The organism is Streptomyces sp. NPDC101152, assembly GCF_044768275.1.
GTDB lineage: Bacteria > Actinomycetota > Actinomycetes > Streptomycetales > Streptomycetaceae > Streptomyces.
This window is the reverse complement of the sequence record NZ_JBIWPO010000018.1, coordinates 49,880-64,149: the sequence shown is the minus strand read 5'-3', so window position 1 is coordinate 64,149 and position 14,270 is coordinate 49,880. Positions and strand designations below refer to the sequence as shown.

Annotated in this window: 9 protein-coding genes and 1 tRNA gene; 1 reads left to right on the top strand and 9 read right to left on the bottom strand. The window is 71.7% G+C overall.

What is annotated here, in order from left to right:
- Nucleotides 1–517 precede the first annotated feature (517 nt).
- On the top strand, nucleotides 518–904 hold the full coding sequence (locus ACIRVK_RS23505) for a peptidoglycan-binding protein (protein ID WP_404250042.1): 387 nt from the start codon (nucleotides 518–520) through the stop codon (nucleotides 902–904).
- Nucleotides 905–995: 91 nt separating this feature from the next.
- Here the strand turns inward: ACIRVK_RS23505 and ACIRVK_RS23500 are convergent, their stop codons facing one another.
- The 9 genes from ACIRVK_RS23500 to ACIRVK_RS23460 all read right to left on the bottom strand — a co-directional run bounded on the left by ACIRVK_RS23500 (nucleotide 996) and on the right by ACIRVK_RS23460 (nucleotide 14,110).
- A complete protein-coding gene (locus ACIRVK_RS23500; RefSeq protein WP_404250041.1) occupies nucleotides 996–1,328 on the bottom strand; it encodes a tetratricopeptide repeat protein in 333 nt (110 codons plus the stop codon).
- 537 nt (nucleotides 1,329–1,865) lie between these two features.
- A tRNA-Thr gene (locus ACIRVK_RS23495) sits at nucleotides 1,866–1,939 on the bottom strand.
- A 107-nt stretch (nucleotides 1,940–2,046) separates the two neighbouring features.
- On the bottom strand, nucleotides 2,047–3,630 hold the full coding sequence (locus ACIRVK_RS23490; protein WP_404250039.1) for an alpha/beta hydrolase: 1,584 nt from the start codon (nucleotides 3,628–3,630) through the stop codon (nucleotides 2,047–2,049).
- Between the two features lie 93 nt (nucleotides 3,631–3,723).
- The gene (locus tag ACIRVK_RS23485) at nucleotides 3,724–4,929 is read right to left on the bottom strand and encodes a DNA polymerase III subunit delta' (RefSeq protein WP_404250037.1); all 1,206 of its coding nucleotides are present in this window, start codon (nucleotides 4,927–4,929) and stop codon (nucleotides 3,724–3,726) included.
- A gap of 124 nt (nucleotides 4,930–5,053) precedes the next feature.
- Nucleotides 5,054–8,290 (bottom strand): dTMP kinase, encoded by a 3,237-nt coding sequence (gene tmk / locus ACIRVK_RS23480; protein WP_404250035.1) that lies wholly within the window; start codon nucleotides 8,288–8,290, stop codon nucleotides 5,054–5,056.
- A gap of 144 nt (nucleotides 8,291–8,434) precedes the next feature.
- Nucleotides 8,435–11,248, bottom strand: coding sequence for a type I DNA topoisomerase (topA, locus tag ACIRVK_RS23475; RefSeq protein WP_404250033.1), 2,814 nt, complete (start codon nucleotides 11,246–11,248; stop codon nucleotides 8,435–8,437).
- A 257-nt stretch (nucleotides 11,249–11,505) separates the two neighbouring features.
- A complete protein-coding gene (locus ACIRVK_RS23470) occupies nucleotides 11,506–11,703 on the bottom strand; it encodes a hypothetical protein (protein ID WP_404250031.1) in 198 nt (65 codons plus the stop codon).
- A gap of 252 nt (nucleotides 11,704–11,955) precedes the next feature.
- On the bottom strand, nucleotides 11,956–13,476 hold the full coding sequence (locus tag ACIRVK_RS23465; protein WP_404250030.1) for a methyltransferase: 1,521 nt from the start codon (nucleotides 13,474–13,476) through the stop codon (nucleotides 11,956–11,958).
- Nucleotides 13,477–13,516: 40 nt separating this feature from the next.
- Nucleotides 13,517–14,110, bottom strand: coding sequence for a small secreted protein (locus tag ACIRVK_RS23460; protein ID WP_404250028.1), 594 nt, complete (start codon nucleotides 14,108–14,110; stop codon nucleotides 13,517–13,519).
- Nucleotides 14,111–14,270: the final 160 nt, after the last annotated feature.

The window sequence follows — 14,270 nt, the reverse complement described above, 5'->3', positions numbered from 1 at the left end:
GGGACACCGGCGTCAGGTGCTTCTGAGCAGCGACGAAACGCAGCGCGCCCTCACCCGAGAACGGCTCTGTCCACCCAGCCCCCGTCACTCGCCCAGCCCCACGGCACCACGAACCCGCCCCCGCACCCCGGGACGGCACACCTCGCCATCCACCAACCGCTTCTCGACCCGGGGCGGATCAGCCTCTACCGCGACCACAGCGCCTCCGCGCGCGGCAGCGGCCCTCCCGACCGCTCGCCCAAGAGATCCGGGAGGGCCGTACTCATGACCGGACATGAGCACGCCGGCGCCGCTCACCAAGGACGACAGGCCCGCGCGGACCACAGACCTCAGATCGACACCGCCAACGACGCGGCCGGGTCACACACCAGCGGAACGAAATACGCTCAACACCGGTCCCGACCAGCCGATTCCAGGTCCACTGCAGGTTCGCCGAAGCTTACCTACCGATGCTGACGTCCGTCGGAAGCCGCCGTTTCCATCGGCAGGGCTCCACATCACCGAAGGGACCTTTTCCATGCGACTGACTGCCATGGGCAGGGCGGCGGGAGTCACCGCCGCCACCACACTCCTCGCGATCGGCGCCGTTGCTCAGGCGCAGGCGTCACCGTCCGCCGGTACCATCGGCTACGGCTACGCCAACAACAGCCACGGCGTGTGGTGCGTGCAGCATCTCGTCAACGACGTCGCGCAGGCCAAGGGCCACGGACGCCCGCTGGCGGAGGACGGATCGTTCGGTTCGAACACCTACAGCTGGGTCGAGTGGTATCAGAGCCACTCCGGCCACGGCCTCACCAAGGACGGCATCGTGGGCAAGGGAACGGGAGGCTGGCTGCTGCTCGACGGTGACTCCTACTACGGCGGCACCAACTACTGCTACAAGTACGTTCCGTCGTACTTCTGAACCACCGCGGGCGCCCGCTCCGTGGCCTGGACAGCGATCGACTGGTACTCCGGCGTGACGATCTCTCACTGACCGGACCACGCCCCCTGAATCAGGAGCGACATGGGTCTGTCCAGCCAATGGACAGACCCTCCGCCGGCACGCCCACGTCCGAGAAGATGTCCAGCGCCTGCTGTCTCATGAGTTCAGCGGCAGCGCCGTCGGTCTTCTGGAGGGCGCGAGCGAGTGCCACGAGGGTGCGGGCTTCGCCGAGGCGGTGGCCGGTCTCGCGGTGGATGGCCAGTGCCTTTTGGCCGAGGGTGACGGCTTCGTCGTACGTCGACTCGGCCTCGGCTGTGCCGCACAGGACGGTCAGGGCCTGGCCCTCCGCTACGCGGAAGCCGTGGTCGCGGGCCAGGTTCAGGGCCTGTTCAGCATGTCGCACAACTCGCACAACCGAAGGGGGTCCGAGTGACCGAAGTGGAGTTGGTGGCCATCGCGCCGGCCACGGGGGCGGCGCCCGGACTCACGGATTTCGCCACTCAAGCGAGTGGGGAGCGAGAGCGAGCCCAAGTGGAGCGACGAGTAGCCCAGACCCGAATCCAGAGATCCTATTCAACAGCCGGCCAGTGCCCGGCAATCGCCCAAGCGAGGGGCAGATGGAACGCGCGATTGCCGGGTTGGCACAACAGTCGTTCCCCTGCCTGCCCCCAATTGCGCGGCTGAGTAGGAGCCGGTCTGCACGGTGGCTGCACGCTTGGCCACCAAATGGCCACCACATCATCCCGAACGGGCCAAGGCAGATCGACAGCGGGCGACAAAAGGCCAGTTCACAGCCCTTCAGAGCAGAATCACTACCGAACGTCAACCTTAGACCTACGCATTACGATGCGTTGATCATGAGTGTCCGATTGACCCGAGTCCCAAGGTCAACGAAACAAAGAAACCCCAGGTCAAAGGCTTGACCTGGGGTTCACCACAGAGCCGCCTTCGGGATTCGAACCCGAGACCTACGCATTACGAGTGCGTTGCTCTGGCCATCTGAGCTAAGGCGGCGCGCCGTCCGCACCATGGTGCGATCAGCAACGTCGGTAAGTCTACACAGTTTCCGGGGGTGCTCCGTACACGCCCCGGGAGGTGGGGGCCGGGGGCGGGCGGACGGCCTATGAGCAGCGCTTTCCCTCCGCCGGCGGGGTGCCGTGGAGGAGGTAGGTGTCGATCGCGGAGTCGATGCAGTCGCTGCCGCGGCCGTAGGCGGTGTGGCCGTCGCCGACGTAGGTGAGGAGGCGGGCCGAGGAGAGCTGACGGGAGAGGGACTGGGCCCAGCGGTAGGGGGTCGCCGGGTCGCGGGTGGTGCCGACCACGACGATCGGCGCCGCGCCCTTCGCCTCGATGCGGTGCGGCTCGCCCGTCGACCTGACCGGCCAGTAGGCGCAGTTCAGTGAGGCCCAGGCAAGGCCCTCACCGAAGACCGGCGACGCCTTCTCGAAGGCGGGCAGCGCCTTCTCCACGTGGTCGGGGGAGGAGAAGGCGGGCGGCAGGTCGAGGCAGTTCACGGCCGCGTTGGCGAACATCAGGTTCGAGTAGCGGCCGTCGGTGTCCCGCTCGTAGTAGCTGTCGGAGAGCACCAGCAGGCCCGAGCCGTCGTTCTCCTTCATCGCCGAGGTCAGTGCCTCGCGCAGCTGCCCCCAGGAACTCTCGTCGTACATCGCGGCGATCACGCCGGTGGTGGCGAGGGCCTCGCCGAGCTTGCGGCCGTCGGGGTCGCCGGTGGGGACGGGGTGCGCGTCCAGTTTCCTGAAGAAGGCGCTGAGGTGCTCGCCGACCTGGGCCGGGGTGGTGCCCCGGCCGCCGAGCGGGCAGTCGGACTGCCGTACGCAGTCCTTCGCGAAGGACTGGAACGCCGTCTCGAACCCGGCGGTCTGGTCCAGGTTCATCCGGCGGGCGGGCAGGGAGGGGTCCATCGCGCCGTCGAGGACCAGCCGGCCCACCCGCGCCGGGAACAGCCCGGCGTACGTCGCGCCGAGGAATGTCCCGTACGACGCCCCCACATACGTCAGCTTCCGGTCGCCGAGGACCGCCCGCAGGATGTCCATGTCACGGGCCGCCTCCACCGTGGACACATGCCGCAGCAGCCGCGCCGAGTGCGCGCCGCAGCCCTGAGCGAACTGCTTGTAGGCGGCGACGAGTCGGTCGGTCTCCTTGGGGTCGTCCGGTGTCGTGTCGGTCTCCGTGAAGCTGTCCATCTGGCGCCCGCTCAGGCATTCGACGGGCTCGCTGCGGGCGACCCCGCGCGGGTCGACCGCGACCATGTCGTAGCGGGCACGCACCTGAGCCGGGTAGCCGATCCCCGCGTACTGCTCGAGGTAGCCGACCGCCGAGCCGCCCGGCCCGCCCGGGTTCACCAGCAGCGATCCGAGCGGCCTGCCCTTGCCGGTGGCCTTCTTGCGGGCGACGGCGAGCCGTACGTCCCCGGCGCCAGGCCGGGCGTAATCGAGCGGCGCCTTCATGGTGGCGCACTGGAAGCCGGGGACTCCACAGCTGCGCCAGCTCAGCTTCTGCTCGTAGTACGGCGCCAGCGCGGACGGCGTCGACTGCGGCAGCGCGGCCAGCTCCACGTGGGCCGTACCACCGGCGGAGCTCGTCGGGCCGGTGGCGGAGCAGGCGGACACGAGGAGGGAGGCGGTGGCGAGAAGGGTGGCGGCGGTTCGGGACCGGCGGGTACGGGAGCTGCGCCTGATGTACATCTGGCGAGCGTAACTCTGTGCGGTGGATCGAATGCCGTCCGTCGCCACCGTGGCTCGTACGAGTTACCTGGTCAACCTCCCGTTGATCGTCGCTCAGCCCCCTCTGAGAGCCATCGTCATCGCCTCGACGGCGAGCAGCGGGGCCACGTTCTGGTCGAGGGCGTCGCGGCACGCGGCGATCGCCTCGATACGGCGGAGAGTGGATTCGGGGGAGCTGCCGCGGGCCAGGCGTTCCAGGGCGTCCTCGGCGTCCGCGTTGGCCAAGGCCACCCGGGTACCGAGCTGGAGGGCGAGGACGTCGCGGTAGAAACCGGTGAGGTCGGTCAGCGCGAGGTCGAGGCTGTCGCGCTGCGTTCTCGTCCGGCGCCGCTTCTGCTTGTCCTCCAGGTCCTTCATCACGCCCGCCGTGCCGCGGGGCATCCGGCCGCCCTGGGAGGCGCCCATCGCCGCCTTCAGCTCCTCGGTCTCCTTGCCGTCCATCTCCTCGGCGAGCTGTCTGGCGTCCTCGGCGGCCGCGTCGACGAGTTCCTGGGCGGCTTTCAGCGCGCCGCCGATCTCCTCGACGCGCAGCGGCAGCTTCAGCACGGCGGCGCGGCGCTCCCGGGCCGCCGGGTCGGTGGCCAGCCGGCGGGCCCGGTCGACGTGCCCCTGGGTCGCGCGGGCCGCGGCCGCCGCGACGGCCGGTTCGACGCCCTCCCGTCGTACGAGCATGTCGGCGACGGCGTCGACCGACGGCGTCAGCAGGTTCAGGTGCCGGCAGCGGGAGCGGATGGTGGGCAGGACGTCCTCGATGGAGGGCGCGCACAGCAGCCAGACCGTGCGGGGGGCGGGCTCCTCCACCGCCTTCAGCACGGCGTTGGCCGACTTCTCGTTCAGCCGCTCGGCGTCCTCGACGAGGATGACCTGCCAGCGGCCGTTCGCCGGCGAGGTGTACGACTTCCGTACGGTGTCGCGCATGTCGTCGGCGAGGATCTGCGCGCCGACGGCGGCGACGGTGGTGACGTCGGCGTGCGTACCCACGAGGGCGGTGTGGCAGCCGTCGCAGAACCCGCAGCCGGGCGAGCCGCCGAGCGCGCGGTCCGGCGACACGCACTGCAACGCGGCCGCGAACGCCCGGGCCGCCTGGTTCCGCCCGGCGCCGGGCGGCCCGGTGAACAACCAGGCGTGGGTCATCTTCGACGCCTCGGGCTCAGGTGCGTCGGCGGCGACCGCGGTGACCAGGGCGTCGGCGTCCCGAGCGGCGGCGTCCAGCTGCTCGGCCACCTTCTCCTGCCCGACGAGGTCGTCCCAGACGGTCATGCCTCACCCCCCTTTCACCACGGTTCGTGTCGCGGGTTCCATTGTGCGGGGTGGCACTGACAACGAGGGCAGGAGCGGGAGCCGTACGGCCGTGCGGCGGGGGCGACGCCCCCTGGCCGGGTGCTCAGCGTCCCCGGCCGCCCCGGCGGCGGCCCCGCCCGTCGTCGTCGTACTCGTCCCCGTGCGGTCCGAGCAATTCGTCGGCCAGCGAGGGAAGGTCGTCGAGCGGCGTCTCCTCGGCCCAGTCCGAGCGGGCCCGCCGGCGAGGCCGGCCCTCCGCGTCGACCTGGGGGATCTCCCGCGTACGGTCCTCGGCGCCCGCCGGCCGGGCCCCCTTCGCCGGCTCGTCGTCCCGGAAGAACCCGGGCGGCACCCGGTTCGCGGGCCCGTCCCCCCGCACCGGGGGCAGCACGGCCGTCTCGTCCTCGGGCCCGGGAGCCACCGGCGGCAGCACCGCCGTCTCATCGGCCGCGCCCGGCACCACGGGGGGCAGGACGGCCGTCTCGTCCGCCGAACCCGCGGGCGGCTGCGGCAGCTTCGTCGTCACCTCGGAGTCGGACCCGCCCGACGGGCGCTCGCGGCCCTCGGGCGCGCCCTCGGCGTCGTCGGCGCCGCCGTCCCGCACCGGCCGCAGCACGGCCGTCTCCTCCAGCGGGCCGCCCGACGCGTTCGTCGGCGTCACCACCGGCGTCGGCACGGTCGACGCCTCCGGCCGCGCCGCCGGTCCGGTCGGCGGTTTCGGGCCCGCCTCCGCGGCGGCCGTGGCCTGTTCGGCGAGGCGCCTCGCCTCCTCGGCGCGCAGCAAGGCCTCCTCGGCCTTGCGCTGCTTCTCCAGCCGAAGCGCCTCCGCCTCGGCCCGCAGCCGCGCCTCCTCCTCGGCCTGCTTGCGCCGCCGCTCCTCCTCGGCCTTGCGGCGGGCCTCCTCCTCAGCGCGCGCCTTCTCCTCCGCGAGCAGTCGCTGCCGCTCCTCCTCCGCGCGCCGGGCGGCCTCCTCGGCCCGCTGCCGGGCCTCCTCGGCCTGCCGTTCGGCCTCGCGCCGCTGCGCCTCCTCCAGCTCGCGCCGCTTGCGCTCCTCCTCCTCGGCGCGCAGCTTGGCGAGCTGCTCCTGGCGCTCCCGCTCCAGCCGCTCCTCCTCTGCCTTGCGGGCGGCCTCCTCCTCGGCCTTGCGGCGGGCCTCCTCCTCAGCCTTCCTGCGCGCCTCCTCCTGCTCCCGGATCTCCTGTTCGGACAGCGGCAGCATGTGGTCGAGGCGGTGCCGTACGACGGTGGTGACCGCCTCGGGCTCCTGGCCCGCGTCCACCACCAGGTACCGCCCGGGGTCGGCCGCGGCCAGGGTCAGGAACCCGGAGCGCACGCGCGCGTGGAACTCGGCGGGCTCCGACTCCAACCGGTCCGGCGCCTCGGTGAACCGCTCGCGGGCGATCTCCGGGGAGACGTCCAGCAGGACGGTCAGGTGCGGTACGAGGCCGTTGGTCGCCCAGCGGTTGATGCGGGCGATCTCCGTCGGGGACAGATCGCGGCCCGCGCCCTGATAGGCCACCGAGGAGTCGATGTAGCGGTCCGAGATGACGACCGCGCCGCGCTCCAGCGCGGGGCGCACGACGGTGTCCACGTGCTCCGCGCGGTCCGCCGCGTACAGCAGCGCCTCCGCCCGGTGCGACAGCCCGGCGCTGGAGACGTCCAGCAGGATCGAGCGCAGCCGCTTGCCGACCGGTGTCGCGCCCGGCTCGCGGGTCACCACGACCTCGTGGCCCTTGGCCCTGATCCACTCGGCGAGCGCCTCGGCCTGGGTGGACTTGCCGGCGCCGTCACCGCCCTCCAGGGCGATGAAGAAGCCATTGGCGGCGGGCGCCACCGCCGGGTCGTCGCCGCCGCGCAGCGCGTCCCGCAGGTCGTGCCGCAGCGGCACCCCGGAGCGGTCGTCGACCTTGGCCAGCACCAGCGCGGCGACCGGCAGCAGCAGGGCGCCGACCAGCATGAGGGTGAAGGCGGCGCCGCCGTGCGCGAAGACGAACCTGCCGCTCTCCAGGCGGTGCGGTCCGATCCCCGCGGCCACGACCGGGGCGATCACCGCGCCGAGGGCCACGCAGACCCGGACGACCGCGTGCAGGTGCTCGGTCGTGCGCGTGCGCCGGTGGTCCTCGGCCTCCTGGTCGAGGAGGGTGTGCCCGGTGTTGGCGGCCACGCCCGCGCCGACGCCGGCCAGCGCGAGGATCAGCAGGACCGTGGTGACGTCCGGTACGAGCCCGGCGGCCAGCAGCGCCACGCCGGTGAAGGCGATCGCCAGCGCGAGCAGCCGGCGGCGCGAGAGCGACACCAGCAGCCCGGGCGCCGTACGGATGCCGACGACGACTCCGCCGGTCAGCGCCAGCACCAGCAGCCCGAACAGCACCGGGCCGCCGCGCAGGTCCTTGGCGTGCAGCACCGCGACGGCGACCGCGGCGGAGACCGCCGCGGCGACGGCGGCGCAGGCGAGCACCAGCAACGGGATCGCGCCCGTGCGGCCCGTGTCGACGCCGTCGCCCGTGCGCGGGCGGCGCAGTCCCTCGAGCGGGGAACGCGCGCGTGGGGTGCGCGTGGCGGGCAGTTCCAGGTAGGTCAGCACGGACAGGGACGCGGCGAACAGGCCGGCCGCAACATACGAGGCGAGGGCCGCGTGGTGCTGGGCGAACCAGGCGATCCCGGCGCCCAGCAGGTTGTTGAGCAGCCCGGCGCCGACGAGCGCGAGAGCGGCGAGGGGGATCGCCACGAAGGTCGTCCGCAGCGACAGGCGGCGCAGGGCGTCCATGTGGTCCGGCAACGGCCGTACCGTCGCGCCCTCCAGTGGCGGGGCCGGCAGCAGGGCCGGCCCGGCGCTCTCCCGCGCGACGGTCCAGAACCGCTCGGCGACACCGGTCACGAAGGCCGTGACGAGGAGGATCGCCAACGCGTCGCCCGGCATCCAGTCGATCCACAGGGGCGCCACGATGAGCGCGAGGACCCGGACACCGTCGGCGCCGACCATCGTCCAGCGGCGGTCGAGCGGTCCCTCCTGCGAGGTGAGCGAGGTCAGTGGGCCGAGCAGGACCGCCCCGAAGAGCAGCGTCGCCAGGATGCGCACCCCGAAAACGGTCGCCACTGCGAACGCCACGCCCCGGTAGTTCCCGCCGAACGAGCCCTCGCTGATCGCCGCCTGAAGGGCGAGCAGCACGAGCACCAGGAGGGCGAGGGTGTCGCCGACGGAGCCCACGAGGTGGGCACTCCACAGCCGTTTCAGCTGCGGCTGGCGCAGCAGGGCGCGGACGGCACGCTCGCGGGAGTCGGCGACAAGGGCGTCGTCGGGGGCCGGGTCGTGGCCCGTTGGCTGCTCGGCTCGCGTCATGCTTTCAGCCTATCGGGACGGACTGACAGCCCGGGGCGCGCGTCCGTACGTGCGCACGCCCCGACACCAAAGCGATACCGGGGCGTTCGTTTCGCGAACACGGCGTGAAGGACCCGGCCGTTGCCGACCAGGTCCCGAACGCCCTTACTCGTCGGCGGACTTCGAGGCCGTCGCCTTCTTCGCCGCCGTCTTCGCGGTCGTCTTCTTCGCGGCCGTCGTCGTCTTCTTCGCCGCGGTCTTGGCCGCCGTCGCCTTCTTGGCCGTCGCCTTCTTCGCGGGCGCCTTCTTCGCCGTCTTCTTGACGGGGGCCTTCGCCCGCTTCTCGGCGAGCAGCTCGAAGCCGCGCTCCGGGGTGATGGTCTCGACGCTGTCGCCGGAGCGCAGGGTCGCGTTGGTCTCCCCGTCGGTGACGTACGGCCCGAAGCGGCCGTCCTTGACGACCACCGGCTTCTCGCTGACCGGGTCGGTGCCCAGCTCCTTCAGCGGCGGCTTGGCGGCCGCGCGACCGCGCTGCTTGGGCTGCGAGTAGATCTGCAGCGCCTCTTCGAGGGTGATCGTGAAGAGCTGCTCCTCGGACTGCAGCGAGCGCGAGTCGGTGCCCTTCTTCAGGTAAGGACCGTAGCGGCCGTTCTGCGCGGTGATCTCCTGGCCCTCGGCGTCGGTGCCGACGACGCGCGGCAGGGACATCAGCTTGAGGGCGTCCTCGAGCGTGACCGTGTCCAGCGACATCGACTTGAACAGCGAGGCGGTACGCGGCTTGACGGCGTTCTTGCCGGTCTTCGGGGTGCCCTCGGGGAGCACCTCGGTGACGTAGGGGCCGTAGCGGCCGTCCCGGGCGATGATCTGATGGCCCGTCTTCGGGTCGGCGCCGAGCTCGAAGTCGCCGCTCGGCTTGGCGAGCAGCTCCTCCGCGAGCTCCACGGACAGCTCGTCCGGGGCCAGGTCCTCGGGCACGTCCGCCCGCTGGTGGCCCTCGGAGTCCTTCTCGCCGCGCTCGATGTACGGGCCGTAGCGACCCACGCGCAGCACGATGCCGTTGCCCACCGGGAACGACGACACCTCACGCGCGTCGATCGCGCCCAGGTCGGTCACCAGCTCCTTGAGGCCGCCGAGGTGGTCCCCGTCGCCGTTGCCGGCGTCGGCCGCGCCGCCCTCACCTACGCCCTCGCCGAAGTAGAAGCGCCTCAGCCACGGCACGGACTGGGCCTGGCCGGCCGCGATGCGGTCGAGGTCGTCCTCCATCCGCGCGGTGAAGTCGTAGTCGACGAGCCGCCCGAAGTGCTTCTCCAGGAGGTTGACCACGGCGAAGGACAGGAAGGACGGGACGAGCGCGGTGCCTTTCTTGAAGACGTAGCCGCGGTCGAGGATCGTGCCGATGATCGACGCGTACGTCGACGGGCGGCCGATCTCGCGCTCCTCGAGCTCCTTGACCAGGCTGGCCTCGGTGTAGCGGGCCGGGGGCTTGGTGGCGTGCCCGTCGACCGTGATCTCCTCGGCGGTGAGCCGGTCGCCCTCACTGACCTGCGGCAGCCTGCGCTCGCGGTCGTCCAGCTCGGCGTTCGGGTCGTCGGCGCCCTCGACGTAGGCCTTCAGGAAGCCGTGGAAGGTGATCGTCTTGCCGGACGCGCTGAACTCGACGTCCCGGCCGTCGGCGGCCGTGCCACCGATCTTCACGGTCACGCTGTTGCCGGTCGCGTCCTTCATCTGGGAGGCGACCGTCCGCTTCCAGATCAGCTCGTAGAGCTTGAACTGGTCGCCGGTCAGGCCGGTCTCGGCAGGCGTGCGGAAACGATCACCCGAAGGGCGGATCGCCTCGTGCGCCTCCTGCGCGTTCTTGACCTTCCCGGCGTACGTACGCGGCTGCGCCGGCAGGTAGTCGGCGCCGTACAGCTGCGTGACCTGGGCGCGGGCGGCGGCCACGGCGGTGTCGCTGAGGGTCGTGGAGTCCGTACGCATGTAGGTGATGAAGCCGTTCTCGTACAGCTTCTGGGCCACCTGCATGGTCGCCTTCGCACCGAAGCCGAGCTTGCGCGAGGCCTCCTGCTGGAGCGTCGTCGTACGGAAGGGGGCGTACGGCGAGCGGCGGTACGGCTTCGACTCGACGGAGCGGACCGCGAACTGCGTCTGCTCCAGGGCGGCGGCCAGGGCGCGGGCGTTCGCCTCGTCGAGGTGGAGGGTGTTGTCGCTCTTGAGTTGTCCCAGGGAGTCGAAGTCGCGGCCCTGCGCGACCCGCCTGCCGTCGACGGTCTGCAGGCGGGCGACCAGCGACGACGGGTCCGACGGGTCCCCCGCGCGGCCGGTCGCGAAGGTGCCCGTCAGGTCCCAGTACTCAGCTGAACGAAAAGCGATGCGCTCGCGTTCCCGCTCGACCACGAGACGGGTGGCGACCGACTGGACGCGGCCGGCCGACAGGCGCGGCATGACCTTCTTCCACAGGACCGGCGAGACCTCGTAGCCGTAGAGGCGGTCGAGGATGCGGCGGGTCTCCTGGGCGTCGACCAGCTTCTGGTTGAGCTGGCGCGGGTTGGCGACGGCGGCCTGGATCGCGGACTTGGTGATCTCGTGGAAGACCATCCGCTTGACCGGGACCTTGGGCTTGAGCACTTCCTGGAGGTGCCAGGCGATGGCCTCGCCCTCGCGGTCCTCGTCGGTGGCGAGGTAGAGCTCGTCGGAGTCCTTCAGGAGGTCCTTGAGCTTCTTGACCTGGGCCCGCTTGTCGGCGTTGACGACGTAGATCGGTTCGAAGTCGTGCTCGACGTCCACTCCGAGGCGGCGGACCTCGCCGGTGTACTTCTCCGGCACCTCCGCGGCGCCGTTGGGAAGGTCGCGGATGTGCCCGACGCTCGCCTCGACGGTGTAGCCGGGGCCGAGGTAGCCCTTGATCGTCTTCGCCTTGGCAGGCGACTCGACGATGACGAGTCGGCGGCCGCCGTGTGCGGTCTCGCTGGTCGGGGACAACTTCGCTCTTCTCTCCGGTCGACGCTGGGATCTCCCCAGGCGTTCCTCCCGGGGTCGTGTCATGGTGACGCTGCGGAGTGTGACGGTACATCCCGCCCCCGTGTCAAACGGGAAAAGCCCGCAACGGCCACTCGAACGGTAACCCGAGTCGCGGCATTCCTGCCGCCCGGAGTGGTCAGCGGCATTTTCGGGGGATGCGGAAGGTCACTTCCCGGTTACCGGGGCCCGAGCAGGTGCGGCCGTCGGAGATCGCGTCGTCAGACGCCTGCGAAGCACCACACGCCGAGTGCGAGGGCCGCCGCGCCGGCCAGCGCGGCGAGGGTCGCGGATGCGACCGGGCTCACACCGTGGGCGACGGGCCGCCGGTGCCGGAGCCGGACGGCGACCCAGACCAGGAGGGCGGCCCCGAACAGGGCGAACACCGTTCCGGTGAAGATCGCCGGGCCGCGCTCCATGGTGGGTCCCTCCCGTGCGGGCGTGCCGTGCGGCACTGGCACGGGACGCTCGCAGCGGCGGGGGACCCGGCGGCGAACCGGGGGTGAACACGACCGGGCCGGTCTGCCACGGTTGCCCCAGGGGACTGGGTCACGCCCTACGCGGTGGACCGGTGTCCCTTGCCGGTCCACCCCGGATCCGGTGACCAAGTCGACTGGAACTTGTCGCTGCACCCTCCTCGGCGTCCCGAGTTCCCCGCCCCCGGCACGGCGTCACTCGGCCGGGTCGAGGAACCCCTGCTCCACCAGCAACCTGATCTGCGCCGGCGTACGGTCGCGCAGCGACACCGGGTCCTCGCCGACCAGTTGGGCGATGGCGTCCAGGATGCGGCCCGCGCTCAGCGAGCCGTCGCACACGCCCGCGAAGCCCGCGCCGACCGTGTCGACCTTGGTGGCCCGGCGCATGCCCCGGTTCTGCCGCAGCACGACGTGCTCCGGGTCCTCGGCGCCGGGCAGCCCGACCTGTTCCTGGACGATCTCGGGGGCGAGCCGGAAGTGCCCGGCGAGCAGGGCCGCGTCGTCGTGCGTGCGCAGGTAGTCGAGGCGGTCGAAGTGCGCGCGGACCGTCTCCCCGAGCGGCTGTTCGACCGGATGCGGCCACTCCTCCACCGTGACCGACGGCACAGCGGTGCCCGTCCTGCGCAGGGTGATCCAGCCGAACCCGACGGCCTTCACCTTGCGTGCCTCGAACTCGTCCAGCCAGGCGTCGTACAGCGCCTGGTACTCGGCCGGGTCGCCCCGGTGGTCACCGGCGTCCCGGAGCCACAGCTCGGCGTACTGCGTGACGTCCTGCACCTCGCGCTGCACGATCCACGCGTCGCACCCGCGCGGCACCCACGACCTGAGCCGGTCCTGCCAGTCCTCCCCTTCCACGTGCTGCCAGTTGGCGAGGAACTGCGCGAACCCGCCCTCGTTCAGCCGCTCCCCCGCCTCCTGAACGAGCGAGCGGCACAGATCGTCCCCGCCCATCCCCCCGTCCCGGTAGGTCAGTCGCGCTCCCGGCGAGATCACGAAGGGCGGGTTCGACACGATGAGGTCGTACGTCTCCTCGTCCCGGACCGGCTCGAACAGCGAGCCCTCGCGCAGATCGGCGGCGGGCGCGCCGGACAGGGCCAGCGTCAGCGCGGTGATGTGGAGCGCGCGCGAGTTGACGTCGGTGGCCGTCACGCGCGTGGCGTGCCGGGCGGCGTGCAGTGCCTGGACGCCGGAGCCGGTGCCGAGGTCGAGCGCGGCGGCGACGGGCGTACGGACGGTGATGCCGGCGAGGGTCGTGGACGCGCCGCCGACGCCCAGGACGACGCCCTCCTCGCGGCTGCCGATGCCACCGGCGCCTCCGACGGCGCACCCGAGGTCGGACACGATGAACCAGTCCTCGCCGGCGGGCCCGCCGTACGGCCGTACGTCCACGGTCGCGGCGACCTCGTCCCCGCCCGCCGGGACCAGCCACCCGCTCTCCAGGCACGCCTCGAGCGGCAGAACGCCGTCCACGCGCGCGTGCGGCACGGGCTGCTGCAGCAGGAACAGCCGTACCAGGACCTCGAGGGGCGTGTCTCCGCGCGTCGCCCGGAGCGCGGGCACGGTCTCGCTGCGGGCCAGCGCCGCGTACGCGGGGGCGCCGAGCAGCTCGAGCAGCCCGTCAGCGGTGAAGGACGCGCCGAGCAGGGCGTCCCGCAGCCGGGCGGCGACATCGGGACGGTGGCGGGCGGGCAGGGCAGGCAGACTGGAGATACTCACGCCCCCATTGTGGCGGTGCCGGCCGCCCCCTGCCCCTACCTCAGCTCGCCGACGCGGTGGCGGACGCGGACGCCACCTTGCAGCTGGCCTGCTTGGCCATCGCCTTGCCGACCTCGCCCTCCTCTAGGGTCTTCAGCGCGTCGTTCCCGCTCTGGCTCAGCTTGTCCAGCGAGGTCGCGATGTTCTTGAGCCCGTCGGCGAACTTGGCCTGGTCCTTGGTGTCGAGCTTGTCGACCTGCGTCTTGAGGGTGGCGTAGGAGGCGGAGATGTCGCCCAGTTCCTTGACCGCGTCCTGCTGCTTCTTCGCCCCGTTGTCGACGTTCGGCGCGCCGGCGTTCTGGACCGCGGTCCCGATCGCCTTGTAAGCGTCGGACATGTCTTGGAAGGCCTGGGCGTCGGTCTTCTGGACCTGGTCCGGCGTGCTGTTGTCCGAGGTCTCCTTCTGGATCGCGGCGTTGGCGGCCTCGATCTTCTTGGCCTGCGGCTGTACGCCGTCGCAGACCTGCTTGGCCCAGGAGTCCAGCTTGTCGTTGTTCTTGCCGCTGCTGCCGCACCCGGACAGCGCCAGTACCAGTACCGCACCGCCGGACAGTGCGGCCGCGAGCTTCTTGTTCACCGGATTGGTCCCTTCCATGGCTCTCGGCCCCGGAACATACACGCCACACAGGCGTCAACCCCATGCCGAGCGTCCAGTAAGAAACCCTTTGAGGCGCTTTGCGTCAGGCGAGAGAAGGCTCACCGTGAGGCTGCACACAGGGCCGCGCAGACGGCGACGGGCGGGCGACGCGTCAACA

Coding starts and splice junctions, on each gene's coding strand:
- ACIRVK_RS23490 (WP_404250039.1), bottom strand. CDS start 3,630: ATGTACATCAGGCGCAGCTCCCGTACCCGCCGGTCCCGAACCGCCGCC.
- ACIRVK_RS23470 (WP_404250031.1), bottom strand. CDS start 11,703: ATGGAGCGCGGCCCGGCGATCTTCACCGGAACGGTGTTCGCCCTGTTC.
- ACIRVK_RS23460 (WP_404250028.1), bottom strand. CDS start 14,110: ATGGAAGGGACCAATCCGGTGAACAAGAAGCTCGCGGCCGCACTGTCC.
- ACIRVK_RS23485 (WP_404250037.1), bottom strand. CDS start 4,929: ATGACCGTCTGGGACGACCTCGTCGGGCAGGAGAAGGTGGCCGAGCAG.
- tmk (WP_404250035.1), bottom strand. CDS start 8,290: ATGACGCGAGCCGAGCAGCCAACGGGCCACGACCCGGCCCCCGACGAC.
- ACIRVK_RS23505 (WP_404250042.1), top strand. CDS start 518: ATGCGACTGACTGCCATGGGCAGGGCGGCGGGAGTCACCGCCGCCACC.